At 65.4% G+C, this 26,355-nt stretch carries 21 protein-coding genes and 1 rRNA gene; 1 reads left to right on the forward strand and 21 read right to left on the reverse strand.

Annotated elements, in window-relative coordinates:
- Positions 1–40 precede the first annotated feature (40 nt).
- From lpxC to coq7, 18 genes are all read right to left on the reverse strand, one after another.
- On the reverse strand, positions 41–958 hold the full coding sequence (lpxC, locus tag F3J15_RS24285; RefSeq protein WP_011350845.1) for a UDP-3-O-acyl-N-acetylglucosamine deacetylase: 918 nt from the start codon (positions 956–958) through the stop codon (positions 41–43).
- A 240-nt stretch (positions 959–1,198) separates the two neighbouring features.
- Positions 1,199–1,705: a peroxiredoxin gene (locus tag F3J15_RS24290; RefSeq protein WP_011350844.1), complete on the reverse strand. Its 507-nt coding sequence runs from the start codon at positions 1,703–1,705 to the stop codon at positions 1,199–1,201.
- Positions 1,706–1,893: 188 nt separating this feature from the next.
- A complete protein-coding gene (gene ftsZ / locus F3J15_RS24295; RefSeq protein ID WP_011350843.1) occupies positions 1,894–3,090 on the reverse strand; it encodes a cell division protein FtsZ in 1,197 nt (398 codons plus the stop codon).
- 117 nt (positions 3,091–3,207) lie between these two features.
- Positions 3,208–4,440 (reverse strand): cell division protein FtsA, encoded by a 1,233-nt coding sequence (gene ftsA / locus F3J15_RS24300; protein ID WP_006487138.1) that lies wholly within the window; start codon positions 4,438–4,440, stop codon positions 3,208–3,210.
- 26 nt (positions 4,441–4,466) lie between these two features.
- Positions 4,467–5,219: a cell division protein FtsQ/DivIB gene (locus tag F3J15_RS24305; RefSeq protein WP_069247054.1), complete on the reverse strand. Its 753-nt coding sequence runs from the start codon at positions 5,217–5,219 to the stop codon at positions 4,467–4,469.
- Between the two features lie 19 nt (positions 5,220–5,238).
- A complete protein-coding gene (locus F3J15_RS24310; RefSeq protein ID WP_166894523.1) occupies positions 5,239–6,180 on the reverse strand; it encodes a D-alanine--D-alanine ligase in 942 nt (313 codons plus the stop codon).
- Between the two features lies 1 nt (position 6,181).
- Positions 6,182–7,579 (reverse strand): UDP-N-acetylmuramate--L-alanine ligase, encoded by a 1,398-nt coding sequence (murC, locus tag F3J15_RS24315; protein WP_166894525.1) that lies wholly within the window; start codon positions 7,577–7,579, stop codon positions 6,182–6,184.
- Positions 7,576–8,679: an undecaprenyldiphospho-muramoylpentapeptide beta-N-acetylglucosaminyltransferase gene (gene murG / locus F3J15_RS24320; RefSeq protein ID WP_089483390.1), complete on the reverse strand. Its 1,104-nt coding sequence runs from the start codon at positions 8,677–8,679 to the stop codon at positions 7,576–7,578. Before murG ends, murC begins: the two co-directional genes overlap by 4 nt.
- Entirely contained in the window at positions 8,676–9,959 is a 1,284-nt protein-coding gene (gene ftsW, locus F3J15_RS24325) for a putative lipid II flippase FtsW (RefSeq protein WP_069247050.1), read from the reverse strand. The genes murG and ftsW overlap by 4 nt, the downstream gene beginning before the upstream one ends.
- A complete protein-coding gene (murD, locus tag F3J15_RS24330) occupies positions 9,956–11,470 on the reverse strand; it encodes a UDP-N-acetylmuramoyl-L-alanine--D-glutamate ligase (RefSeq protein ID WP_166894527.1) in 1,515 nt (504 codons plus the stop codon). The genes ftsW and murD overlap by 4 nt, the downstream gene beginning before the upstream one ends.
- Positions 11,471–11,498: 28 nt before the next feature.
- On the reverse strand, positions 11,499–12,668 hold the full coding sequence (gene mraY / locus F3J15_RS24335; protein ID WP_006477019.1) for a phospho-N-acetylmuramoyl-pentapeptide-transferase: 1,170 nt from the start codon (positions 12,666–12,668) through the stop codon (positions 11,499–11,501).
- A 16-nt stretch (positions 12,669–12,684) separates the two neighbouring features.
- Entirely contained in the window at positions 12,685–14,091 is a 1,407-nt protein-coding gene (gene murF, locus F3J15_RS24340) for a UDP-N-acetylmuramoyl-tripeptide--D-alanyl-D-alanine ligase (RefSeq protein WP_166894529.1), read from the reverse strand.
- Positions 14,088–15,626 (reverse strand): UDP-N-acetylmuramoyl-L-alanyl-D-glutamate--2,6-diaminopimelate ligase, encoded by a 1,539-nt coding sequence (locus F3J15_RS24345; RefSeq protein ID WP_089483388.1) that lies wholly within the window; start codon positions 15,624–15,626, stop codon positions 14,088–14,090. Before F3J15_RS24345 ends, murF begins: the two co-directional genes overlap by 4 nt.
- Positions 15,623–17,470, reverse strand: coding sequence for a penicillin-binding protein 2 (locus F3J15_RS24350; RefSeq protein WP_166894531.1), 1,848 nt, complete (start codon positions 17,468–17,470; stop codon positions 15,623–15,625). Before F3J15_RS24350 ends, F3J15_RS24345 begins: the two co-directional genes overlap by 4 nt.
- The gene (ftsL, locus tag F3J15_RS24355) at positions 17,467–17,808 is read right to left on the reverse strand and encodes a cell division protein FtsL (protein WP_009694564.1); all 342 of its coding nucleotides are present in this window, start codon (positions 17,806–17,808) and stop codon (positions 17,467–17,469) included. Before ftsL ends, F3J15_RS24350 begins: the two co-directional genes overlap by 4 nt.
- Positions 17,805–18,746 carry a 16S rRNA (cytosine(1402)-N(4))-methyltransferase RsmH gene (rsmH, locus tag F3J15_RS24360; protein ID WP_166894533.1) on the reverse strand — a complete coding sequence of 314 codons (942 nt, stop codon included), beginning with the start codon at positions 18,744–18,746 and terminating at the stop codon, positions 17,805–17,807. The genes ftsL and rsmH overlap by 4 nt, the downstream gene beginning before the upstream one ends.
- Before the next feature lie 23 nt (positions 18,747–18,769).
- Entirely contained in the window at positions 18,770–19,198 is a 429-nt protein-coding gene (gene mraZ, locus F3J15_RS24365; RefSeq protein WP_006487094.1) for a division/cell wall cluster transcriptional repressor MraZ, read from the reverse strand.
- Positions 19,199–19,584: 386 nt separating this feature from the next.
- Complete coding sequence (gene coq7 / locus F3J15_RS24370; protein WP_027788457.1) at positions 19,585–20,211, reverse strand: 2-polyprenyl-3-methyl-6-methoxy-1,4-benzoquinone monooxygenase; 627 nt, start codon at positions 20,209–20,211, stop codon at positions 19,585–19,587.
- 277 nt (positions 20,212–20,488) lie between these two features.
- Here coq7 and F3J15_RS24375 point away from each other — a divergent pair, with 277 nt between their 5' ends.
- A complete protein-coding gene (locus tag F3J15_RS24375; protein WP_069247044.1) occupies positions 20,489–21,640 on the forward strand; it encodes a porin in 1,152 nt (383 codons plus the stop codon).
- A 272-nt stretch (positions 21,641–21,912) separates the two neighbouring features.
- Here the strand turns inward: F3J15_RS24375 and F3J15_RS24380 are convergent, their stop codons facing one another.
- The 3 genes from F3J15_RS24380 to rrf form a co-directional block, all read right to left on the reverse strand.
- Positions 21,913–23,586: a long-chain fatty acid--CoA ligase gene (locus tag F3J15_RS24380; RefSeq protein ID WP_089483385.1), complete on the reverse strand. Its 1,674-nt coding sequence runs from the start codon at positions 23,584–23,586 to the stop codon at positions 21,913–21,915.
- A 136-nt stretch (positions 23,587–23,722) separates the two neighbouring features.
- Complete coding sequence (locus F3J15_RS24385) at positions 23,723–25,798, reverse strand: molybdopterin oxidoreductase family protein (protein ID WP_166894535.1); 2,076 nt, start codon at positions 25,796–25,798, stop codon at positions 23,723–23,725.
- Positions 25,799–26,239: 441 nt separating this feature from the next.
- Positions 26,240–26,352, reverse strand: a 5S ribosomal RNA gene (gene rrf / locus F3J15_RS24390).
- Positions 26,353–26,355: the final 3 nt, after the last annotated feature.

Here is a 26,355-nt window from a genome sequence, read left to right on the forward strand (position 1 = left end):
GCCCGAAGGCTGCTTTTTTATTGCTTGCGTCGAACGCAGATCAGGCGAAGGCCGTCTGCATGTCGAACGCAAAGCCCTTCGGTGCGGCTTGCGGATCGTCGAACGTGACGATCTCGTACGCATCTTCGTTCGCGAGCAGTTCGCGCAGCAGCGCGTTGTTCAGCCCGTGGCCCGACTTGTACGCCGTGTACGACGCCAGCAGCGGATGGCCGATCACGTACAGGTCGCCGATCGCGTCGAGCATCTTGTGCTTCACGAACTCGTCGTCGTAGCGCAGCCCGTCATTGTTCAGGATGCGGTACTCGTCGAGCACGATCGCGTTTTCCATGCTGCCGCCACGGGCGAGACCCATCTCGCGCAGCATCTCGGCCTCATGTGCGAAGCCGAACGTACGCGCACGCGCGATCTCGCGCACATAAGACGTATTCGCGAAATCGACCTCGAGCTCCTGGCCGGTCTTGTCGACGGCCGGGTGACGGAAGTCGATCGAGAATTTCAGCTTGAAGCCGAAGTACGGATCGAGACGCGCAAACTTGTCGCCGTCGCGGATTTCGACCGTCTTCTTCACCTTGACGAAGCGCTTCGGCGCGTTCTGCTCCTCGATCCCGGCAGACTGGATCAGGAACACGAAGGTCGCCGCGCTGCCGTCCATGATCGGGATTTCCTCGGCCGTCACGTCGACATAGAGGTTGTCGATACCGAGGCCGGCACACGCCGACATCAGATGCTCGACGGTCGACACGCGCACGCCATCCTTCTGCAACACCGACGCGAGCCGCGTATCGCCGATCGACGTCGCCGCGGCGGGGATGTCGACGGGCGTGGGAAGGTCGACGCGCGAGAAGACGATGCCCGTGCCCGGCGCGGCAGGACGGAGCGTCAGCTCGATCTTGCGGCCCGAGTGGACACCGATACCCACGGTCTTCACGATGGATTTGATGGTGCGCTGCTTCAGCATGATGTTCTTCGTCTTGATTGAAGATATCAATCAGGAGTTATATTCGATAGGGGAGATTATAGCGTAATTCCCTATTCAGCGTAGTTTGAAACTGCGTATCAATCTGTTTCGACTGTTTACCCGCGCCGATACGGGACGGGCTGATGCCCGGAACGGAGGCGTTTCCGGTCATCAGCCCGTGTTACAACTGCCCTGAGGCCGGTGAGCAGCGTTGCCCGAAGGCAACGGCGCACCGCACGATCAGGACGTCAACGTCGCGAGAACACTCGCCGCATCGCTCACTTCGAATTTGCCCGGCGCCTCGACGGCCAGCGTCTTGACTACACCGCCGTCAATCACCATCGCATAGCGCAGGGAACGAATTCCCATGCCACGCGCGGACAAATCCTGCGTCAGCCCCAGCGCATGAGTGAAAGCCGCGCTGCCGTCCGCCATCATGCGCACCTTGCCCGCGGTGTGCAGATCACGTCCCCATGCGCCCATCACGAATGCGTCGTTGACGGACACGCACCAGATCTCGTCGATACCCGCCGCGCGCAACTGCTCGGCGTGTTCGACGTAGCCCGGCACATGCTGCGCCGAGCAGGTCGGCGTGAAAGCGCCCGGCAATCCGAAGATCACCACCCGCTTTCCCGCAACCTGGTCGCGCACGCTGTAGGCGTTCGGCCCCAGCGTGCACCCTTCGCGCGCGTCGTCGATGTACTCGAACAATTGCGCGTCGGGCAGCGCGTCGCCCACTTGAATCATGGCTGGTCCCTCATAGCGATACGGTTTTTCAGCGTGTCGCGGACAGCACGGCCCATCCCGCCCCGCTTGTGCGGAGAGGGCACGTTTCCCGGCCCGGCGTCGCAGCCGACGCGGCCTGTCGTGGTCCGTAGCATCCGTCACGCCGGCGATACCGCGGCAGATTCGCCGCGGCTTCGCCTGTGTTTGCGTCAGTCAGCCTGCTTGCGCAGGAAAGCCGGGATGTCGTACGTGTCGACACCCTTCTCCTGCAGCGCCTGCACGTGCGATGCCGCGGTTTCGCGCGAATTGCGCCACACCGCCGGCGTATCGAGCGCGCCGTAGTCTGCCGTGCTGACGTGATGCGTCGGTGCATAGCCGTGCGAAACCGCGCTGACCGGCTGGTTGTCCGTACCCGTGCGCAGCAGCGTCATCGGTGCCGACTGCTGCTTCTTCGCCGCACGGCCCAGACCCGTCGCCACGACCGTCACGCGCAGCGCATCGCCCATTGCGTCGTCGTACACCGCACCGAAGATCACCGTCGCATCTTCCGCCGCGTAGCTCTTGATCGTGTTCATCACTTCGCGCGTTTCCGACAGGCGCAGCGAACGGCTCGACGTGATGTTGACCAGCACGCCGCGCGCGCCCGACAGATCGACGCCTTCGAGCAGCGGGCTCGCCACGGCCTGTTCCGCCGCGAGGCGTGCGCGATCGACGCCGGCGACCGTCGCCGTGCCCATCATCGCCTTGCCCTGCTCGCCCATCACCGTCTTCACGTCTTCGAAGTCGACGTTCACGAGGCCATCGACATTGATGATTTCAGCGATGCCTGCCACCGCGTTGTTCAACACGTCGTCCGCGCACTGGAAGCACTTGTCCATCTCGGCGTCATCGCCCATCACGTCGAACAGCTTGTCGTTCAGGACGACGATCAGCGAGTCGACGTGATCCTCCAGTTGCTGCGAGCCGGCTTCAGCGACGCGCATGCGCTTCCCGCCTTCGAACTCGAACGGCTTGCTGACGACACCGACCGTCAGGATGCCCATCTCCTTCGCGATCTGCGCGACCACCGGCGCCGCGCCCGTGCCCGTGCCACCACCCATGCCGGCCGTGATGAACACCATGTGCGCGCCGCGCAGTGCGTCGGCGATGCGCTCACGCGCTTCTTCCGCTGCAGCACGACCCATTTCAGGCTTCGCACCGGCGCCCAGGCCCGTGTTGCCGAGCTGGATCACCGACGATGCGCGCGAACGCGACAGCGCCTGCGCATCCGTGTTCATCACGATGAAGTCGACGCCCTGCACGCCGCGGTTGATCATGTGCTGGACGGCATTGCCGCCAGCGCCGCCAACGCCGACCACCTTGATGATGGTGCCGTTGGTCTCGGTTTCCAGCATTTCGAATTCCATTGTTGCCTCCGTCAAGAGAATGACTGCTACTCGGCCGTTATTCGGCAGGAGATCGGGCAACCCCCTGTCGCGCGCCAGCCGCCGGCACCAGCGCGAATTTCGATTCGGTTCGATTCGTCAGAAGTTGCTCAGGAACCATTCCTTCATCCGCGAGAACACCTGTCCCGCATTGCCGGACTGCACGGCGACCTTGCGGCCGCGCATGCGCTGAGCACTGCCTTCGACGAGCAGCCCCATCGCCGTCGAGTAGCGCGGATTGCGCACGACGTCGGAAAGGCCGCCTGCATATTCCGGCGCGCCGATGCGCACCGGTTTCAGGAAAATGTCTTCGCCGAGCTCGACCATGCCGGGCATCATCGACGCCCCGCCGGTAATGACCACGCCGGAGCTCAGCAGTTCTTCATAACCGGATTCGCGCACGACCTGCTGCACGAGCGAGAACAGTTCCTCGACGCGCGGCTCGATCACGGCTGCCAGCGCCTGGCGCGACAGCGTGCGCGGACCGCGTTCGCCGAGGCCCGGCACTTCCACCATTTCGTCCGGATCGGCGAGCGCCTGCTTCGCGATCCCGTAGCCGACCTTGATGTCTTCCGCGTCCGGCGTCGGCGTGCGCAGCGCCATCGCGATGTCGCTCGTGATCTGGTCGCCGGCGATCGGAATCACCGCGGTATGGCGGATCGCGCCTTCGGCGAAGATCGCGATGTCCGTCGTGCCGCCGCCGATGTCGACCAGCACCACGCCGAGATCCTTCTCGTCTTCCGTCAGCACGGCCAGCGACGACGCGAGCGGCTGCAGGATCAGGTCGTTCACTTCGAGCCCGCAGCGGCGCACGCACTTGACGATGTTCTGCGCGGCACTCACCGCGCCCGTCACGATGTGCACCTTCACTTCCAGCCGGATGCCGCTCATGCCGATCGGCTCGCGCACGTCTTCCTGGCCGTCGATGATGAATTCCTGCGTGAGGATGTGCAGCACCTGCTGGTCGGTCGGGATGTTGATCGCCTTCGCGGTCTCGATCACGCGCGCGACGTCGGTCTGCGTGACTTCCTTGTCCTTGATCGCGACCATCCCGCTCGAGTTGAAGCTGCGGATGTGGCTGCCCGCGATCCCCGTGAACACGTTGGTGATCTTGCAGTCGGCCATCAGCTCGGCTTCCTCGAGCGCGCGCTGGATCGACTGCACGGTGGCCTCGATGTTGACCACCACACCTTTCTTCAGACCCTTCGACTCGCTCTGGCCGAGACCGATCACCTCGTAGTGGCCTTCGCCCTTCAGCTCGGCGACGATGGCCACCACCTTCGACGTGCCGATGTCGAGGGAAACCAGCAGATCCTTGTAGTCTTTGCTCATAAAGTGCTCTTGCGTGTGATCTCTCGTTACTTCTTGCGCTTGTCGGTATCGGTCAGGAACCGCATGCCTGCCGCGCGAATCGCGAATCCGTTCGGATAGCGCAGGTCCGCGTACTCGATGTCGTTGCCCCAACGCTCCGTGACGGCCGGCCATGCGGCGACCAGGCGCTGGCTCCGGTCATGCAGCGACTCGCTGTTGCGTTCCTTGCCCAGCTCGACCTGCATGCCGTTCGACAGCTTCACCGTCCACGCGTACCGCGCCGACAGCGTCACTTCTTCCGGCGCCGCCTTCAGCGGCGCAAACCATTTCCCGAAGTCGCGATACCGCGTGACGACTTCCTTCGCACTGCCCTCCGGGCCGTCGAACGCCGGCAGTGCCTGCTCCAGCTCGCCCTGGTTCGCGGTGAACAGCTCGCCGTCGACGCTCACGAGCTGGTCGCTGCCCCAGGTCCCGAGCGGTTTGTACTCCTCGAGCGTGACAGCCAGCGCATTCGGCCACACCCGGCGCACGCTCGCGTGGCGCACCCAGGGCATCTGCTCGAACGCGGCGCGCGCGGCATCGAGATCGACCGTGAAGAAATTGCCCTTCAGCCGGCCGACCACGCCCGCGCGCACCGTCGGCGAATTGATGTGCTCGGTGTCGCCGTCGATCCGGATTTCCCGCAGCGCGAACGTCGGGCGCTGGATCAGCCAGTAGCAACCGGCCGCCGCCAACACGAGCAGCAACAGCGCGTACAGCGCGCTGGCGGCAAGGTTGAGTTGGCGAACGTTGTTCCACATACGTCGTTCCGTTCCTGCGTCAGTCGTTGAGCGTGAGCGACAGCACCTTCACGACCAGCTCCGAATAGCTGATGCCGACCGCGCGCGCGGCCTTCGGCGGCAGCGAGTGGTCGGTCATGCCTGGCGCTGTGTTCACTTCCAGGAAGTACGCGTTGCCGTCGGCGTCGAGCATGAAATCCGCGCGGCCCCAGTCGGTGCAGCCGAGCACGTCGAACGCCCGGCGCGCGACGCGCTTGAGCTCCGCTTCCTTGTCGGCGGGCAGCCCGCACGGAATCAGGTATTGCGTGTCGTCGGCGACGTACTTCGCGTGATAGTCGTAGAACTCGCCGGCCGGCACGATCTTGATCACCGGCAGGTCGAGATCGCCGGCGATGCAGGCGGTGTACTCGCCGCCGCCCTCGATGCTCTTCTCGACGATCACGATCGGGTCGTGCGTCGCGGCTTCCGCGAGCGCAGCCGGCAGCGCGTCGGCCGTCTTCACCTTCAGCACCGCGACGCTCGAGCCCTCGCTCGCCGGCTTGACGAACAGCGGCAGGCCGAGCTTCGCGACGATGTCGGTCGCGCGCGCCGCGAGGTCGTCGCCGCGCATCACCGTCTCGAACGGCGGCGTCGGCACGCCCGTCTGCTGCCACACGAGCTTCGTGCGGAACTTGTCGAGGCCGAGCGCCGACCCGAGCACGCCGCTGCCCGTGTAGCGAATGCCGTAGAAATCGAGCGCGCCCTGAATCTGGCCGTTTTCGCCGTAGCCGCCGTGCAGTGCGTTGAACGCGCGCACGAACCCTTCGTCTTTCAGCGCCGACAACGGCCGCTCGGCCGGGTCGAACGGGTGCGCGTCGATGCCCGCGTCGCGCAGGCCCTGCAGCACGAGCTTGCCCGACGTGAGCGACACCTCGCGCTCCGAGGACTCGCCGCCGAACAACACCGCCACCTTGCCGAAACGTTTCGGATCAATCCCGCTCATGTCATGCCTTCTGTTGAGTGTGCTGCGCAACCTTCGCCGGCACGCCGCCGATCGAACCCGCGCCCATCGTGATCACCACGTCGCCGTTCTGCGCGACCTTCGCCAATGCGTCCGGCACGTCGTCGACCGTCGCGACGAACACCGGGTCAACCTTCCCCACCGCGCGCAGCGCACGCGACAGCGCGTCGCCGTTGGCGGTCGAGATCGCCGCCTCGCCCGCCGCGTAGACTTCCGTCAGCACCAGCGCGTCGACCGTCGACAGCACGTTGACGAAATCGTCGAAGCAGTCGCGGGTGCGCGTGTAGCGGTGCGGCTGGAACGCCAGCACGAGGCGGCGGCCCGGGAACGCGCCGCGCGCGGCCGCGATCGTCGCAGCCATCTCGACCGGGTGATGCCCGTAGTCGTCGATCAGCGTGTACTGGCCGCCGTCCGCGGTCGGCACTTCGCCATAGCGCTGGAAGCGCCGGCCGACGCCGTTGAATTCCGCCAGCGCCAGTTGGATCGCGTCGTCCGACACGCCGAGATCGGTCGCGATCGCGATCGCCGCGAGCGCGTTCTGCACGTTGTGCAGGCCCGGCATGTTCAGCACGACCGCGAGCGGCGCGCGCCCTTCGCGGATCACCGTGAAATGCATGCGGCCGTCGCGCGCATCGATGTCTTCGGCGCGAACCTGCGCGTCCGGCGACAGCCCGTAGCGCACGACCGGCTTCGAAATGAACGGGATGATCTGCCGCACGTTCGGATCGTCGACGCACACGACCGCGCTGCCGTAGAACGGCAGGCGCTGCGTGAATTCGATGAACGCCTGCTTGAGCCGCGCGAAATCGTGGCCGTAGGTGTCCATGTGGTCGGCATCGATGTTCGTGATGACTTCGATCACCGGATACAGGTTCAGGAACGATGCGTCCGACTCGTCGGCCTCGGCGACGATGAAGTCACCCGTGCCGAGCCGCGCGTTCGCGCCGGCACTGATCAGGCGCCCGCCGATCACGAAGGTCGGATCGAGCCCGCCCGCCGCGAGCACGCTCGCGACGAGGCTCGTCGTCGTGGTCTTGCCGTGCGTGCCGGCGATCGCGATGCCCTGTTTCAGGCGCATCAGCTCGGCCAGCATCACCGCGCGCTGCACGATCGGCACGCGCTTCGCGCGCGCGGCCAGCACTTCCGGGTTGTCCGAGCGCACGGCCGTCGACACGACGACCGCGTTCGCGCCCTCGATGTTCGCCGCGTCGTGACCGATCGCGATCCGGGCGCCGAGCGCCTGGAGACGATCGGTCACCGCGTTGCGCGACAGGTCCGAGCCGCTGACCGCGTAGCCGAGGTTGACGAGCACTTCGGCGATGCCGCTCATGCCCGCGCCGCCGATCCCGACGAAATGAATGTGTTTGACGATGTGTTTCATTGCAGTTGTTCCAGGTTCGCGCCGGCCGCCTTCGCGCACACGCGCGCGACTTCGTCGGTGGCCTCGGGCTTCGCCAGCGAGCGCGAACGTTCCGCCATGTCCGCGAGCGATGCCCGAGACTGGCCGCGCAGCCAGTCGGCAAGCAGTTCCGCCGACAGGTCGCGTTGTTGCACCAGCACGGCCGCGCCCGCATCGGCTAGGAACGCGGCGTTGCTCGTCTGGTGATCGTCGACCGCGTACGGGAACGGCACGAACAGCGCCGCCACGCCCACCGCCGCGATCTCCGACACCGTCATCGCCCCCGACCGGCAGATCACGAGATCCGCCGCCGCATACGCGGCCGCCATGTCGTCGATGAACGGCACGAGCCGCACGTCTTCGCCGGCCGCGAAACCGGCCGCTTCGTAATTCGCCTTCAATGCTTCGATGTGCTTCGCGCCGGCCTGATGCACGATGCGCGGGCGTTCGCCCGGCGCCAGCATCGCCAGCGCGCGCGGCACGACTTCATTCAGCGCGGCCGCCCCGAGGCTGCCGCCGACGACCAGCACGTTCAGCGGGCCGCTGCGCGATGCATAGCGTGCTTTGGGCGCTTCCGTGCCGGCAAGTTCCGCGCGAATCGGGTTACCCGTCCATTCCGCGTGCGGCAGCGCGCCGGGGAACGCGACGAGCACGCGTTTCGCGAATTTCGCGAGCACCTTGTTCGTCAGGCCCGCGATCGAATTCTGTTCATGCAGCACGAGCGGACGGCCCGACAGCGCGGTCATCACGCCCGCCGGGAACGTGATGTAGCCGCCCATCCCGAGCACGACGTCGGGTCGCACACGGCGCAGCGCGGCAAGGCTCTGCCCGCATGCGCGCAGCAGGTTGAACGGCAGCGTCAGCTTGGTCTTCAGGCCCTTGCCGCGCAGCCCGCCGAACCGCACGTATTCCATCGGAATGCCGTGCTTCGGCACGAGCGTCGCTTCCATCCCGGCCGGATTGCCGAGCCACACGACGCGCCAGCCCGCCGCTTCCATCCGGTGCGCGACCGCGAGCCCCGGGAACACGTGGCCCCCGGTGCCGCCTGCCATCACCATCAGCGTGCGTTGCGACGCGGTCATACCTTCCCTCCGCGCATCAGCACCCGGTTCTCATAGTCCACCCGCAGCAACACCGCGAGCGCGACGCAGTTCAGCAGAATGCCCGAGCCGCCGTAGCTCACGAGCGGCAGCGTCAGGCCCTTGGTCGGCAGCAGCCCGAGGTTCACGCCCATGTTGATGAAGGTCTGCGCGCCGAACCAGATGCCGATACCCTTCGCCATCAGGCCCGCGAACGTGCGATCGAGTGCGAGCGCCTGACGGCCGATCTCGAACGCGCGGCGCACGATCCAGTAGAACAGCAGGATCACGACCAGCACGCCGACGAAACCGAGCTCCTCGCCGATCACTGCGAGGATGAAGTCGGTATGCGCTTCCGGCAGGTAGTTCAGCTTCTCGACGCTGCCGCCGAGGCCGACGCCGAACCACTCGCCGCGGCCGAACGCGATCAGCGAGTGCGTGAGCTGGTACGCCTTGCCCTGCGCGTAGCGCTCGTCCCACGGATCGAGGTACGCGAAGATCCGCTCGCGACGCCACGGCGACAGCCACACCAGCATCGTAAAGGTGCCGATCGCGGTCGCGACGAGGCCGCCGAACAGCTTGCCGTTCACGCCGCCGAGGAACAGCACGCCCATCGCGATCGCCGCGACCACCATGAACGCGCCCATGTCCGGCTCGAGCAGCAGCAGCGCACCGACCAGGCCGACCGCGAATGCCATCGGCAGGAAGCCCTTGGCGAAGCTCTGCATGTATTCCTGCTTGCGCACCGTGTAGTTCGCCGCGTAGATCGTCACCGCGAGCTTCATGATTTCCGACGGCTGCATGTTCGTGATGCCGAGCGGAATCCAGCGGCGCGCACCGTTCACGCCCTTGCCGACGTGCGGGATCAGCACGATCACGAGGCCGACGAGCGCGATCAGGAAGAGTTGCGGCGCATATTTGTCCCACGTCGACACCGGCACGCGGAACGCGATCACCGCCGCGATGAACGCGACGGCGAGCGAGATGCAGTGGCGCATCAGGAACGCGTAATCGTGATACGACGCGTATTTCGGCGAATCGGGCATCGCGATCGACGCCGAATACACCATCACGACGCCGAGCCCGAGCAGCGCGATCGCGACCCACAGCAGCGAGTAGTCGAAGTCGAGCATCCGCGAACGGCTCGGGCGCACGCCGTTGACGACGCTCGCGAGGCCGCCCGTCGCGGCGCGCGTGGCGGACGCGACGCGGCCGCCCGCGGCATTGCCGCCGGTGTCGCGGCGATCGTTGAATCGGGAGACGAGGCGATCGGACCAGCTCATGGCGTCGCTCCTTTATCGATGGCGATTTCGTCGACCGCCGCGCGGAACACATCCGCGCGATGGGCGTAGTTCCTGAACATGTCGAGGCTCGCGCAGGCAGGCGACAGCAGCACCGCATCGCCCGGTTCCGCGAGGTCGGCCGCCGCGTGCACCGCCCCTTCGAGCGTCGTGTGGTCGACGAGCGGCACGCCCGTTTCGGCGAGCGTGTCGCGGATCGCCGGTGCGTCGCGGCCGATCAGCATCACCGCGCGGCACCAGCGCGCGACCGGCGCAACCAGCGGTGCGAAATCCTGCCCCTTGCCGTCGCCGCCCGCGATCAGCACGATCTTCTGCGCAAGACCGTCGAGCGCGGCAACCGTCGCGCCGACGTTCGTGCCCTTGCTGTCGTCGACGTAGTCCACGTCGTCGATCGTCGCGATCACTTCGACGCGATGCGCTTCGCCGCGGTACTCGCGCAGCGCATGCAGCAGCGGCGCGGCCGGCAGGTCGATCGCGCGTGCGAGCGCGAACGCGGCCAGTGCGTTCGCCGCGTTGTGCAGCCCGCGGATGCGCAGCGCGTCGGCCGGCATCAGGCGCTTCTGCGCGATGTCGGGCGTATGCGCGGCATCGCGCTTGCGCCGACGGGTCGTCGTCGCGGTTTCATCCGGTGCATCGCGATCAACAGCTTCGACCAGCCACGCGATGCCGTTGTCGCGCGACAGCCCGTAGTCGCCGTCCTGCACCGGTTCGTTCAGACCGAACGTGACCGTGCGCGGCGCATCGGCCGCGCCGGCTGCCGGCGCGAACTTCATCACGGCCGCGTCGTCGCGGTTCAGCACGCGCGTGGTCGTCGCGCCGAAGATCCGGCCCTTTGCCTGCGCGTACACGTCGAAGCTGCCGTGCCAGTCGAGGTGGTCCTGCGTGATGTTGAGGATCGCGGCCGCATCGGGCGCGAACGTGCGCGCGGTCTCGAGCTGGAAGCTCGACAGTTCGAGCACCCAGACGTCGGGCAACGCGGTTTCGTCGATCGCACCGGCGAGCCGGTCGAGCATCGCGGGGCTGATGTTGCCCGCAACGGCGACCTTCTTCCCCGAGCGCTGGCACAGCAGGCCAGTGAGGCTCGTCGTCGTGGTCTTGCCGTTGGTGCCCGTGATCGCGAGCACCTTCGGCTGGTAGCCGCTCGTGCCGAGCGCACGCAGCGCCTGCGCGAAGAATTCCAGCTCGCCCCACACCGCGACGCCCCGCTCGTTCGCGGCCGCGATCAGCGCCGCGAGTGCCGGTTCGAGCGGCGACAGCCCGGGGCTCAGCCCGACGAGCTCGATACCGCCGTCGAGCAGCGCAGGCGTGAACGCCCCCCCGACGAATTCCGCATCGATGCCTTCGGCCTGCAGCGCGGCAAGGTTCGGCGGCGCCTCGCGGGTATCGGCAATACGCAGCCGGCACCCGTGCCTCGCGCACCATCGCGCGATCGCGAGACCCGATTCCCCGAGCCCCAGTACGAGCACCATCGGCCGTTGCCGATCTCCAAACATCTCGCCAGACATCCTTGTTACCTTTCCTTTACCGCAGCTTGAGGGTGGTCAGACCGAACAGGCACAGCATCAGCGTGATGATCCAGAAACGCACGACCACCTGCGTTTCCTTCCAGCCGGACAATTCGAAATGGTGATGCAGCGGCGCCATCTTCAGCAGGCGCCGCCCTTCGCCGTAGCGCTTTTTCGTGTACTTGAACCACGAAACCTGCAGCATCACCGACAGCGTTTCCGCGACGAAGATGCCGCCCATGATGAACAGCACGATTTCCTGGCGCACGATCACCGCGACCGTGCCGAGCGCGCCGCCGAGCGCCAGCGCACCGACGTCGCCCATGAACACCTGCGCGGGGTGCGTGTTGTACCAGAGGAACGCAAGCCCTGCCCCACCCATCGCGGAACAGAAGATCAGCAGTTCGCCTGCGCCCGGAATGTGCGGGAACAGCAGGTATTTTGAATAGACCGCGCTGCCCATCACGTACGCGAACACACCCAGCGACGCACCGACCAGCACGACCGGCATGATCACGAGGCCGTCGAGGCCGTCGGTCAGGTTCACCGCGTTGCTCGCGCCGACGATCACGAAGTACGTCAGCACGATGAAGCCCCACACGCCGAGCGGGTAGCTGATCGACTTCAGGAACGGCAGCATCAGGTCGGCGCGTGCCGGCAGCCCCATCGACAGACCGCTTCTCACCCACGCCATGAACAGGTCGAACACGCGCACGTTGTTCGCCTCGGACACGCTGAAGGCGAGGTAGACGGCCGCGAACAGCCCGATCACCGATTGCCAGAAATACTTCTCGCGCGACGACATCCCGCGCGGGTCCTTGTGGACGACCTTGCGGTAATCGTCGACCCAGCCGATCACGCCGAAACCGAACGTGACGAGCATCACGATCCAGATGAAACGGTTCGTCAGGTCGCCCCACAGCAGCGTCGCGACCGCGATGCCGATCAGGATCAGCACGCCGCCCATCGTCGGCGTGCCGGACTTGACCAGGTGCGTCTGCGGGCCGTCCTTGCGCACGGCCTGGCCGACCTTCATTTGCGTCAGCTTGCGGATCACCCACGGTCCGCACACGAGCCCGATCCCGAGCGCGGTGATGGTGGCCATCACCGCACGGAACGTGAGGTACGTGAACAAGCGCAAAAAGCTTGCGTCTCCTTGCAGCCATTGCGCCAGCGCCAGCAGCATGCTTCCTTCCTTCTACTCAGTGTGCGGCGGGCGCCGTGCCCGCCGCGGGTTGGTTCGTCAGCGCGTCGACCACGCGCTCCATCTTCATGTACCGCGAGCCCTTCACGAGCAGCGTCGCCTGCGCGCCGTAGCCCGCCGCGAGCAATGCGCCGACCAGCGCGCCGACGTCGCCGAAATGGCGCGCCGTGTCGCCGTACGCGGAGCAGGCATCGCGCGACGCGTCGCCGAGCGCGAACAGCGCGTCGATCCCGCGCTCGCGCGCGTAGGCACCGACCTCGCGATGGAAGGCCGGGCCTTCGTCGCCGACCTCGCCCATGTCGCCGATCACCAGCACGCGCGGCGCCGGTTGCGCGGCAAGCACGTCGATCGCGGCGCGCATCGAATCGGGATTCGCGTTGTACGTATCGTCGACGACCGTTGCACCCGCGAGGCTGCCTGCGATCGCCTGCTTCACCTGCAGCCGGCCCTTGACCGCCTCGAACGATTCGAGACCCTGCTTGATCGCCGACAGCGCGACGCCGGCACCCAGTGCCGCCGCCGTGGCGGCCAGCGCGTTGCGCGCGTTGTGCTCGCCGAGCGCGCGCAACCGCACCGTGACGGCGCCCGCGGGCGTGTCGATTGCGAGTTCGCCGCCGTGCAGGCGGCCCGTGACCTGCGCGTCGTTCTGCCGTTCGGCATCGTGCAGCGCGAAATCGAGGATTCGGTTGCCGGTCGCCGCGACGCGCCAGATGCCCGCGTAGGCGTCATCCGCCGGGAACACCGCGACGCCGTCCGGCGGCAGCGCGTGAATCACCGCCGCGTGTTCGAGCGCGACGGCTTCGACCGTCGCCATGAATTCCTGGTGCTCGCGCTGTGCGTTGTTGACGAGCGCGACCGTCGGCGCCGTGAGGCGCGCGAGGACTTCCGTCTCGCCCGGGTGGTTCATCCCGATCTCGATCACCGCGAGACGATGCGCGGCCGACAGGCGCAGCAGCGTCAGCGGCAAGCCGACATCGTTGTTCAGGTTGCCGGCCGTCGCGAGCCGCGCGTCGGCGCCGACCGCCGCCGCGAAGATCGACGCGATCATTTCCTTGACGGTCGTCTTGCCGTTGCTGCCCGTCACCGCGACGAGCGGCAGCGCGAATCGCTTGCGCCAGCCATGCGCGAGCGCGCCGAGCGCGGCACGCGTTTCACCGCCTTCGATCACCGGCATCGTGACGCCCGCCGGCACGTGCGCGACCAGCGCCGCGGCAGCACCGCGCGCGGCAACATCGCCGAGGAAGTCGTGCGCATCGAAGCGCTCGCCTTTCAATGCGACGAACAGGTCGCCGGGGCCGGCGGTACGGCTGTCCGTCGACACGCGGTCGAACGTGACGCCCGCGTCGCCGTGGACGGTTGCGCCGGGGATCAGGCGAGCGGCTTCGCCGAGACTGAGCATCGTCATTCGGCGCCTCCCTTGCCATGCGTCGCACGCGCTGCCAGCGCGAGCCGTGCGTGATCCTGGTCGGAGAACGTACGCTTCTTGCCCATGATTTCCTGCGTGGCCTCGTGGCCCTTGCCGGCCAGCACGACGACATCCTCGCGTGCGGCGCCGCGCACGGCCTGCAGGATCGCGCTCGCGCGATCCTCGATACGGCGTGCGTGATCGGGCGCGGTCATGCCCGCGACGATCTGGTCGATGATGCGCTGCGGATCCTCGCTGCGCGGGTTGTCGCTCGTGACGACGGTTTCGTCGGCGAGCCGCTCCGCGATCGCGCCCATCAGCGGGCGCTTCGTCGCATCGCGATCGCCGCCGCAGCCGAACATGCAGACGAGCCGCCCGCCGCGCGCCGTGGCGATCGGGCGCAGCGCGTCGAGCGTCTTTTCGAGCGCGTCGGGCGTGTGTGCGTAGTCGATCACGACCAGCGGTTCGTCGTTCTGCAGCCGGCCGCCGAGCCGCTGCATCCGGCCGTTGACGGACTCGAGCCTTGCGATCTCGGCGAGCGCCGCGTCGAACGGCACGTCGGACGCGAGCAGCGAACCGAGCACCGCGAGCAGGTTGCTGACGTTGAACGTGCCGAGCGTGCCGACCTCGACGTCCGCGTCGCCCCACGATGAACGCAGGCGGAACGCCGTGCCGGTCGCGGTGGCGCGCACGTCGATCGCGACCAGTTCGCGATCGGCGTCCGGCGCCGGTGCGTCACCGATCCCGTACGCGATCGTTCGCACGCGGCCGGCCAGTTTCTCGAGCAGGCGCCGCCCCGCTGCGTCGTCGCGGTTGACGACCGCCGCGCGCAGGCCGCGCCATGCGAACAGCTTCGCCTTCGCGGCTTCGTACGCGTCGAACGTGCCGTGATAGTCGAGGTGATCCTGCGTGAGGTTCGTAAACACCGCGATGTCGAAGGCCGTACCGTTCACGCGCCCCTGGTGCAGCGCGTGCGACGACACTTCCATCGCGACGGCCTTCGCGCCCGCGTCACGCAATTGCGCGAGGCTGCGCTGCAGCTGCGGTGCGTCGGGGGTCGTGAAGCCGGTCGGCACGAGCTGGCCGGGCATCCCGGTGCCAAGCGTGCCGATCACCGCGCACGGCTGGTGCAGCGCCGTCAGCGCGGTGGCGATCCACTGCGTGCACGAGGTCTTGCCGTTCGTGCCGGTCACGCCCACCGCGAGCAGGCTGTCGCTCGGATCGCCGTACCAGCCGCTGGCGATCTCGCCGGCGAGTTGGTCGAGCGCCGGCACGGCCAGTGCGACGGGCACCGCCGGCGCAGCGTCCAGCCCTTCCGGCTGATACAGCACGGCGGCCGCACCGCGTGCGACGGCTTCGGCAATGAATGCGCGGTTGTCGGCCCCGTCGACCGCATACGCAAAAAACACGTCGCCCGCCTTGAGGCTGCGCGTGTCGGCATGCAGTTGCGCCGCGGGGGCCACATGCTGACGCAGCCACGCAAGCGCGGCTGCGATCTGCTGATGCGCCGGATGGGAACTGCGAGCGGCGCTCATCGAACAACTCCTGGTGAATTACGCGTCGTGCTGGACACGATCATATGCTTCGCACCGCCACCCGCGGGCAGCTTTTGCGGCCCTGTCGCGGAAGGTGCTGCCGGCGAATCGTCAGACACGACGAGCTGCTTGATCGGCATGTTCGGCGGCACGTTCAGCGCACGCATCGTGTCGCCGGCGATTGCCGAGAATACGGGGCCGGACACCTGGCCGCCGAAGTGGCTGCCGGCGGTCGGCTCATCGACCGACACCGCGACGACGATACGCGGATTCGGCATCGGCGCCATCCCGACGAACGACGCGCGGTACTTGCGCGTGTAGCCGTGACCTTCATGCTTGTACGCGGTACCGCTCTTGCCGCCGACGCGATAGCCCGGCACAGCCGCATCGGGCGACGTGCCGCCCGGCGCCACCACCGTCTCGAGCATCGCGCGCACTTCGCGCGCGGTGGTCGGGTTGAATACCTGCGTGCCAGCGACCGGCTGATTGGGGTCGGTCTTGAAAATGGTCACGGGCATCAGCTCGCCGTCGTGCGCGATCGCCGTGTAGGCGCGTGCGAGCTGGAACAACGACACCGACAGCCCGTAGCCGTACGACATCGTCGCCTGCTCGATGCGGCGCCAGCTCTTCCACGGACGCAGGCGGCCGGCCACCGCGCCCGGGAAGCCGACCTTCGGCGCCTGGCCGAGGCCGATGCTCGTATACATATTCCACATTTCCTCGGGCCGCATCGTCATTGCGATCTTCGTCGCGCCGATGTTGCTCGACTTCTGAATCACGCCGCCGACCGTCAGCGTGCCGAAACCCGCGTCGTCGGTGATCGGTGCGCCATCGAGCACGAAATGCCCGTTGCCCGTCTCGACGAGCGTGTTCGGCGTCACCCGGTGCAGGTCGAGCGCGAGCGACACCGTAAACGGCTTCATGATCGAGCCCGGCTCGAACACGTCGGTCATGATCCGATTGCGCAACTGCTCGCCCGTCATGCGCGAGCGGTCGTTCGGGTTGTAGGTCGGGTAGTTGACGAGTGCGAGCACCTCGCCGGTGCGCACGTCGACGACCATCGCCGCGCCCGCCTTCGCCTTGAACTTCTCGACGGCGGCCTTCAGGTTCGCGTACGCGATGTACTGGATCTTGCTGTCGATCGACAGGTCGACGTCGGTCCCGTTGTGCGGCGGGATCTGCTCGGCGACGTCCTCGACGATGTGCCCCATCCGGTCCTTGATCACGCGACGCATGCCCGACGTGCCGGACAGCATCTTCTGGTCGCCCAGCTCGACGCCCTCCTGCCCTTCGTCCTCGACGTTCGTGAAGCCGATCAGGTGAGCGGTGATTTCGCCTTCCGGATAGAAGCGCTTGTATTCGTTGCGCTGATAGATGCCGGGAATGTCGAGTGCGGCGACCTTGTCCGCGACGTCGATCGGCACCTGGCGCTTGACGTAGACGAAACCCTTGTCTTCCGACAGCTTCACGCGCAGTTCCTTCGACGTCATGCCGAGGAGCTTGCCGAGCTGGTTGACCTTGTCGGCATCGAGATCGTCCGGCACCGCGTCGGGAATCGCCCAGATCGCGCGTACGGGCAGGCTCGTCGCGAGCACGAGCCCGTTACGGTCGAGAATCTTGCCGCGCGTCGCCGGCAGATCGATCGTGCGCTGGTAGCGGCTTTCGCCCTGCTTCCGATAGAACGCGTTGCCGGGCCCCTGGATCCAGAACGCGCGCGCGGCCAGCGCGACGAACGCCATGAACAGCAGGAACACGACGAGCTTCGAGCGCCACATCGGCAGATGCACGCCCAGCACGGGGCTCGACGAGAACTTCACGTTCTGGCGCTGCTGGGACGGCTTCATCGTGCGCCTCCCTTGCCCTTGCCGGCCGTGTCCGCCGAAGCCGGGATCGGTGCATCGATCGCCTTCGCGGCGCCCGGCGGCAGCGTCAGGTATTGCGTGCGGCCGGTCGTGATCGGCTGCATCTTCAGCGAATCGTTCGCGAGCTGCTCGATGCGAGACGTCTTCGACAGCGCGCTCTGCTGATATTGAAGCTGCGCGTAGTCCTGCTGGAGCTGACGCTCCTGCGACTGCGCACGCTGCAGCTGGATGAAGATCTGGCGCTGCTGGTTCGTCGAATTGACGACCGACAGCGCGCAACCCATCACGATGATCAGCAGGAAGATGTTGAAGCGGCTCATGGCGTGACGCGCTCCGCAATGCGCATCACGGCCGAGCGGGCGCGCGGATTCGCAGCGACTTCCGCTTCACTCGGAAACTGGCGGCTGATGATCTTGAGCGGCGGGCTCGGGAGGTCGACGGCGCGGATCGGCAGGCGACGATCGACCGCAGGCGCACTCGCATGCGCCTGCATGAATCGCTTGACGATCCGGTCCTCGAGTGAATGAAAGCTGATGACCACCAGCCGCCCCCCTTGCTCCAGCAACGACAGTGCCGCGTCTAGTACGACTTGCAGGTCCGCAAGCTCTTGATTGACGTGAATCCGTATAGCCTGAAAGGTGCGGGTTGCCGGATCCTTGCCCTTCTCACGGGTTTTGACGACGTGACCCACGATTTGGGCAAGCTCGCCCGTGGTGTCGAGAGGCCCAAGACGGTCGGACTCTGCCCGGCGAGCAACAAGCGCCTTTGCAATCTGAAAAGCAAACCGTTCTTCCCCATAATCCCGTATCACCTCCGTCAATTCCTGCACCGAAGCCCGTGCGAGCCATTCCGCCGCCGACTCGCCGCGCGTCGGATCCATCCGCATGTCCAGCGGACCATCGGCGCGGAAGCTGAAGCCGCGCGCCGGATCGTCCACCTGCGGCGAGGACACGCCCAGGTCGAGCAACACACCCGACACCTTCTCGACGCCGCGCGCCGCAAGCGCGTCGCGCATCGATGCAAAGCTGTCATGCACGATCGAGAAACGCGCATCCTCGATGCCCTGCGCCGTCTCGATCGCCCTCGGATCCTTGTCGAACGCGATCAGCCGCCCGCCCGGCCCCAGCCGCGCGAGCACCGCGCGGCTATGGCCGCCGCGCCCGAACGTACCGTCGACATAAATGCCGTCCGGTCGCGTCACGAGCGATTCGACCGCTTCGTCCAACAACACGGTCCGATGCTGCAATTCGTTTCCCATCGCGGGCGTCTCCGTCACCGCAATCAGAACGTGAAATTCTTCAGCGCGTCGGGCATGCCCTGCGCCATCGCTGCCTGCTCCTTCGCGTTGTAGGTCTGCGAATCCCACAGCTCGAAGTGACTACCCATTCCCAACAACATGACTTCCTTTTCCAGTCCGGCTGCCATGCGCAGCTCCGGCGATACGAGAATCCGGCCCGCGCTGTCGAGATCGACATCCATCGCATTGCCGAGAAAAATGCGCCGCCACCAGTGCGCGTCCATCGGCAGCGCGGCGATCTTGGCGCGGAATACCTCCCATTCAGGGCGCGGAAACAGCAACAGGCAGCCGTCCGGGTGCTTGGTCACAGTCACCCGTCCTTCTGCCTGTCCTTGCAGCGCTTCGCGATAGCGAGCCGGCACCGACATCCGCCCTTTCGCATCGAGCGTCAGCGCCGACGCCCCTTGGAACACTTTCCGCTCTCCCGTTCAGGGCACCGAAGCACCCGCTCAATGCTGAGAATTTAGCCGGAATAGCCCGCCAAATCACACAAAAATACACTTTCTCACACTGTCTCCCACTTTAGAGGAAGGGTGTGGCACGGTCAAGGGAGCGGCCCGCTTTTTTGACGAATTTTGTTAGTTAGAACAAGGACTTACGCGCACATGCTCATGCGGCCCCTCATTCTAAAAACCGTTATAAATGAATGAGCTAGTGCAACTTGTGAAGGTGATACGTGAGAAAGACGAGCCAGACGGGTGTGCGGACGGGGCTTTCGGGGGCGGGAAAACGAGGAATAAACGGGCGGTATCAGCGGTGGGGAACCGGGGCGACCTCACGCATCGCCCCGGTGGGAATCTCACAGATAGTACGCAGTGCTCGTCATGACTTTCGACGCTGCGCGCATCAGCATTCGCGCGGGCAGCGGCAGCTCGATCCCGCCCGCGTCGGCCGCGGCCTTGCCGTGCTTCACCTCGTCGATCCGCATCTGGTCGACGATCGCGCGCGACGCGGTATCGGCCGCCGGCAACTCGGACATGTGGCCTTCGAGATGGCTCTCGACCTGCCGTTCGGTCTCGGCCATGAAGCCGAGGCTGACCTTGTCGCCGAGCGCGCCGGCCGCCACGCCGATTGCGAGCGAACCCGCATACCAGAGCGGGTTCAGCAGGCTCGGGCGCGAGTCGAGCTCCTTCAGGCGATGCGCGGTCCACGCGAGGTGATCCTCTTCCTCACGTGCGGCTTCCTCGAACATCGCCTTCGCCGACGCCGTGCGCGCGGTGAGTTTCTGCGCCTGGTACAGCGCCTGCGCGCAGACCTCGCCGACGTGGTTCACGCGCATCAGCCCGGCGGCATGCGTACGCTCCGCAGGCGTCAACTCGACGGCCGGCGCCTCCGCCGGCGCGGGCACCGGCCGGCTCATCCGGCTAATGCCGGTCAGCGATCGCAGGCCGCGATCGAATTCGCTGATCAGTTCATCAAACACCATCCTGTTCTCCTGGCTGCAGGTGCCGCCGCGAGCGGCAAGGGGCACGAGTCCGCTGCGTAACCGACTTGATTATTCAGCGGAAATTGCGGTTAACCCGTGATTTTAACCATTGTTGCATAAAGGAAACATGGCGACCTTGAGCTGCGGCATTTCGCTTTGTGGCAAAAAACGGTTTTGCTACATTACGTCCGACTTCTTGCGAAGTTGATGGGGCCCGTCAACAGAACATAACTATCCGCCCCGCCAGAAAAATTCAGTGAATTTTGGAGATCCGTTAATGAAAAAGTCGCTTCTCGCGCTCGTCGCGCTGGGCGCGTTCGCTGGCGCTGCCCATGCGCAAAGCAGCGTGACGCTTTACGGCATCATCGATGAAGGCCTGCTCTTCAACAACAACGCGGGCGGCAAGCACCTGTACAGCATGGCCAGCGGCGTGATGCAAGGCAGCCGCTTCGGCCTGCGCGGCACCGAAGACCTCGGTGGCGGCCTGAAGGCGATCTTCACTCTCGAAAACGGTTTTGACGTGAACAGCGGCAAGCTCGGTCAGGGCGGCCTGATGTTCGGTCGTCAGGCTTACGTCGGCCTGTCGAGCCAGTACGGTACGGTCACGCTGGGTCGTCAATACGACTCCGTCGTCGACTTCGTCGGCCCGCTCGAGGCAGGCGACCAGTGGGGCGGCTACATCGCCGCTCACCCGGGCGACCTCGACAACTTCAACAACGCGTATCGCGTGAACAACGCAGTCAAGTTCACGAGCCAGACCTACGGCGGCTTCTCGTTCGGCGGCTTGTACAGCTTCGGCGGTCAGGCAGGCCAGTTCTCGAAGAACCAGGTCTGGTCGCTCGGCGCAGGCTACAACAACGGCCCGCTGGTCTTGGGCGTCGGTTACTTGAACGCACGTACGCCGAACCAGTTCGGCGGCATGTTCAACAACGGCTCGGCGTCTTCGTCGGTCTCGTCGCCGATCTACGGCGCGTACGCGAACAACGCGAATACGTACCAGGTCATCGGTGCAGGCGGCGCCTACACGTTCGGCGCAGCGACGATCGGCGCGACGTACTCGAACACGAAGTTCAAGGGCTTCTCGGCAGGCCCGTTCGTGAACCAGACCGCGACGTTCAACAACGGCGAAATCAACTTCAAGTATCAGCTGACCCCGGCGCTGATTCTCGGCGCTGCGTACGACTACACGCAAGGCAGCAAGATCGACGGCAACTCGGCAGCCAAGTACCACCAAGGCTCGCTGGGCGTCGACTACTTCCTGTCGAAGCGTACGGACGTGTACGCAATCGGCGTGTACCAGCACGCATCGGGCAACGTGCTCGACTCGAACGGCAACGTCCTGAAGGCGACGGCAGCGATCAACGGTCTCGCAGGTTCGAGCTCGGCCAACCAGGTCGCAGCACGCGTCGGCATCCGTCACAAGTTCTAATCAGCTTGCCTGGCAAGCCGCAGCATATTGAAGGCGCCTTCGGGCGCCTTTTTCTTTTCCGGTCGTGCAGCCGCGAAGCCGGAGCCTGGCGAACCGTATCGACTACGATGCGCTCGTCGAGTAGGCACCGTCCCGTCCTTGCTGCGTCGTAACGCATTGCTGCCGCATCGAGCCCCCCAGAAGCCGCCTCGCGCGGAAACAGCCTCTTCCGGGTCAAGCCGCAAACGAAAAAGCCGGCACATGCCGGGCTTTTTCGTTCCGATCGACCGCCGTTATGCGCGTCCGTCGCGCAGTTCGCGCCGCAGGATCTTGCCGACGTTCGTTTTCGGCAGCTCCGTACGGAACTCGACCAGCTTCGGCCGCTTGTAGCCGGTGAGCCGCTCCTTGCAGTAGGCAAGGATGTCCTTGTCGGTGAGCGCCGGGTCCTTCTTCACGACGAACAGCTTCACGGCTTCGCCGGAATGCTCGTCGGGCACCCCGACCGCCGCCACCTCGAACACGCCCGGATGCGACGCCACCACGTCCTCGACTTCGTTCGGATACACGTTGAAGCCCGACACGAGGATCATGTCCTTCTTCCGGTCGACGATCTTCACGTAACCTCGCGCATCCATCACGCCGACGTCGCCCGTCTTGAAGAAGCCGTCCGCGAACATGACCTTCGCGGTCTCGTCCGGCCGGTTCCAGTAGCCGGCCATCACCTGCGGCCCGCGGATGCAGATCTCGCCGGGTTCGCCGAGCGCGACGTCGTTGCCCGCGTCGTCGCGAATCGCCACTTCGGTCGACGGCAGCGGCAAGCCGATCGTCCCGCTGTACTCGGTCGCCGTCACGGGGTTGCAGGTCGCCACCGGCGACGTTTCAGACAGCCCGTAACCTTCGATAATCGCGGTATGGGTCTTTTCATACCAGCGTTTCGCGACGCCTTCCTGGATCGCCATGCCGCCGCCGTTGGCGATCACAAGCTTCGACAGGTCGAGTTGATTGAATTCCGGGTGGTTCAGCAGTGCGTTGTACAGCGTGTTGACCGCCGGGATCGTCGAGATCTGGTAGCCCTTCAGCTCCTTGATCATGCCGGCGATGTCGCGCGGATTCGGGATCAGGATGCCCATGCCACCGGTACGCATCGTCAGGAATCCGCAGACGGTCAGCGCGAACACGTGATACAGCGGCAGCGCGACAACGGTCACGAACTGTTTCACGTCCGGAAACTTCTCGTGAGCCGGATGATGCCAAGCGCCCGCCTGCAGCACGTTCGACACGATGTTCCGGTGCAGCAGCGTCGCCCCCTTCGCCACGCCGGTCGTACCGCCCGTGTATTGCAGGAACGCGACGTCATCGGGGCCGATCTTCTGCGCCTTGAATGCCTGGCGCGCACCGTCCGACAGCGCGGCCTTGAAGCGCGTGAACGACGGCAGCTGCCAGGCAGGCACCATCTTTTTCACGTTGCGCACGACGTAGTTGACGAGCCATCCCTTGATGCCCAGCAGATCGCCCATCGATGCGACGACGACGTGCTTGACGCTCGTATTCGCGATGACGGCCTGCAGCGTCGATGCAAAATTCTCGAGAATGACGATCGCCTCCGCACCGCTGTCCTTCAGCTGATGCTCGAGCTCGCGCGGCGTATAGAGCGGGTTGACGTTGACGACGGTGTAGCCCGCGCGCAGTACCGCGGCGATCGCCACGGGGTACTGCAGCACGTTCGGCATCATGATCGCGACGCGCGCCCCGCGCGCAAGCCCGCGCGATTGCAGCCATGCGCCGAACTGGCGCGACAGCTTGTCGAGTTCGCCGTACGTGATGCCCTTGCCCATGCAGACGAATGCCGTTCGGTCGCGATACTGCCGGAAGCTCTCGTCGAGCAGGTCGGGAACGGAGGGATAAGGAGACGCGTCAATTTCGGCTGGAACGCCGGGTGGGTACGATTTCAGCCAAATTTTGTCCATGCCGCGCGTCTCCTCACAGATTTTCGAATGGTCGTGCTAAAACGCATCGTAACGGCTCGCTCGTTCCGAGACAACAGGGTTAGATGTCCACTTCGAACTTCCGTGGAAATTCGTCTGATCATACGGTGATATCCGATCAAATGCGCTCAACTTCCACGAGGCAGTCGTAGAACGTCGCCGAATTGCCAAGATCGGTCAGCGCCTGGCTGGTCACTTCGTTCGCGTTTCTGCCGTCCGGCGACAGCTTCTTCCACCAGATCGACAGCCCGACGACGAGCCCTGCGCGTGCGCGATCGGTAATTCTCGCGAGCGCCTGCATCGATCCGCGGTCGTTGAAGATGCGGACGACGTCACCTTCGGCGATCCCGCGCGCATCGGCGTCGGACGGGTGGATGTCGAGATGCGGCTCGCCTTCGGTATGACGCAGGCTGTCGACGTTCACGAACGTACTGTTCAGGAAGTGGCGAGCCGGCGGCGAGATCATCGCGAGCGGATAGCGTGCGGCGAGCTCGGGCGCGGCCTCGGCCGACTCGAACGGCGGCAGGTAGTCGGGCACGGGATCCGCGCCCATCTGCTCGAGTCGGGGGCTGTAGAACTCACACTTGCCGGACGGCGTGCGGAAACCACCGTTCGCGAACGGCGCCTCCGGCAGCTTGAGCTTCAGCCAGCCGGCGCGCTTCAGCGTGTCCCAATCGCTGTCGAGCACCGGATCGTCCCAGCGGAGCGCCGCGCGCGCGACCTCTTCGTCGCTGTGATAGAGCGCCGGTTCGTCCAGCCCCATGCTGCGCGCGATACCACGGAAGATTTCCGTATTCGGGCGCGTCTCTCCCACTGGCGGAATCGACGGCAGGTTCGCCATCACATAGGTGTGACCGTACGATTTGTGGATGTCCAGGTGCTCGAGCTGCGTGGTTGCCGGCAACACAATGTCGGCAAAATCGACGGTATCTGTCTTGAAATGTTCGAGAACGACCGTGAACAGATCGTCACGCGCGAACCCTGCCGCGACCTTCGATGAATCCGGCGCGACAGCCACCGGGTTCGAGTTGTATACGATCACCGCCTCGACCTTCGGCCCGAAGGTTGCATCGCCCGGGTGCAGCAGCGCGTCGCCGATCGCGTTCATGTTGATGAGGCGCGGCAGTTTGTGCGGCCAGCCCGGCATCAAATCCGGGCGAAGCAGCGCAGCCTGGTTGACCGGCGCGGATTCCGACGACGAGAGCAACAGCCCGCCGGCCCGATCCCGCCAGGCGCCCGTCAGCGCCGGCAGGCTTGCGATCGCGCGGACGGCATTGCCACCGCCGCGAACGCGCTGCATGCCGTAGTTGAGGCGGATCGATGCCTTGCGGGTCGCACCGTAACGACGTGCAAGGTCGATCAGCTCCGACGCGTCGATCCCGCAGATCTGCGCAACGCGTTCCGGCGGATAGGACATCGCCCGCTCCTTGAGCGCGTCGAAGCCGAGCGTATGGCTGACGATGTAATCGTGATCGAGCAGGTCCTCGGTAATCAGGACGTGCATCATGCCGAGTGCGAACGCGCCGTCGGTACCGGGTTTCAACGCGATGTGCTGATGGCACTTCTCCGCTGTCAACGAACGATACGGATCGATGGCGACAAGACGTGCGCCTCGGCGCTTCGCTTCCTGCGCTCGCGTCCAGAAGTGCAGGCTTGACGCGATCGGGTTGGCTCCCCAAATCAGAATCAGCTCGCTTTCCTCGAAATGCTCGAGGTGCATGCCGAGACTGCCGCCATAGGTGTAACGCAACCCCGCTGCACCGGCCGCCGCGCAGATCGTGCGTTCGAGTCGCGAGGCACCGAGCTTGTGGAAGAATCGCTGGGCGATGCCCTCCCCCTGCACGAGCCCCATCGTCCCCGCATAGCTGTACGGCACGATTGCTTCCGGTGTGCGCGCCGCGATTTCACCGAGACGACGGCCGATCTCATCGAACGCCTCGTCCCAGCTGATGGGTACGAAATGCCCGTCCCCTTTGGCACCGATGCGCTTGAGCGGGACGGTGAGGCGGTCAGGGTGATGAACGCGATCGGCGTATCGGCTGACTTTCGTACACAACACGCCTTGTGTCGGCGGATGGTCGGGATCGCCCGTGACCTTGATCGCCTTGCCGTTTTCGACAGTCACACGCATTGCGCACGTGTCCGGACAATCATGCGGGCAAACGGCCCGGGCTACCTGAATGGCGGCGTTCATCGTTTTGTGTGCAGAGATGGGGATTCGCAAATTTTACGTGGACACGCCGAATAAAGCGTTCATTTCGTACGGGTTCTGAGGTATTTGGCCGAAACGCGATTGGAGGAATCGGCTTCGCTTCGGTGGTTCGGCGTGTCGTCCGCGGGGGGATTTGCATGGCGACCCGACACTCGTTGTCGACGATGGCAAGCCGATCACGTACGAGCGTGCTGACCGAGGCACGGGAGAGAGATATTGCAGCTTTGCTCGAAGATAGGAGCAATAGGCCAGGGTATCGCGGATGATACTGGCCAATTGGCGTGCCGGGGAGCGGCGAGTGGTTGTATTTGGGAGAGGCGATGTGGAAACTCCGGCCAGGCCGCCACCCCCAGTCCCTTATGCATTTCCGCCGCTGAAATGCAAAAACCCCCGCCTTTCGAGCGGGGGTTTCTGGCTTAGGGAGCCTGACGATTACCTACTTTCACACGGGAATCCGCACTATCATCGGCGTAGAGTCGTTTCACGGTCCTGTTCGGGATGGGAAGGGGTGGGACCGACTCGCTATGGTCATCAGGCAA

Origin of the sequence: Burkholderia sp. Ap-955, from assembly GCF_011753045.1 — a bacterium.
Lineage (GTDB): Bacteria > Pseudomonadota > Gammaproteobacteria > Burkholderiales > Burkholderiaceae > Burkholderia > Burkholderia lata_D.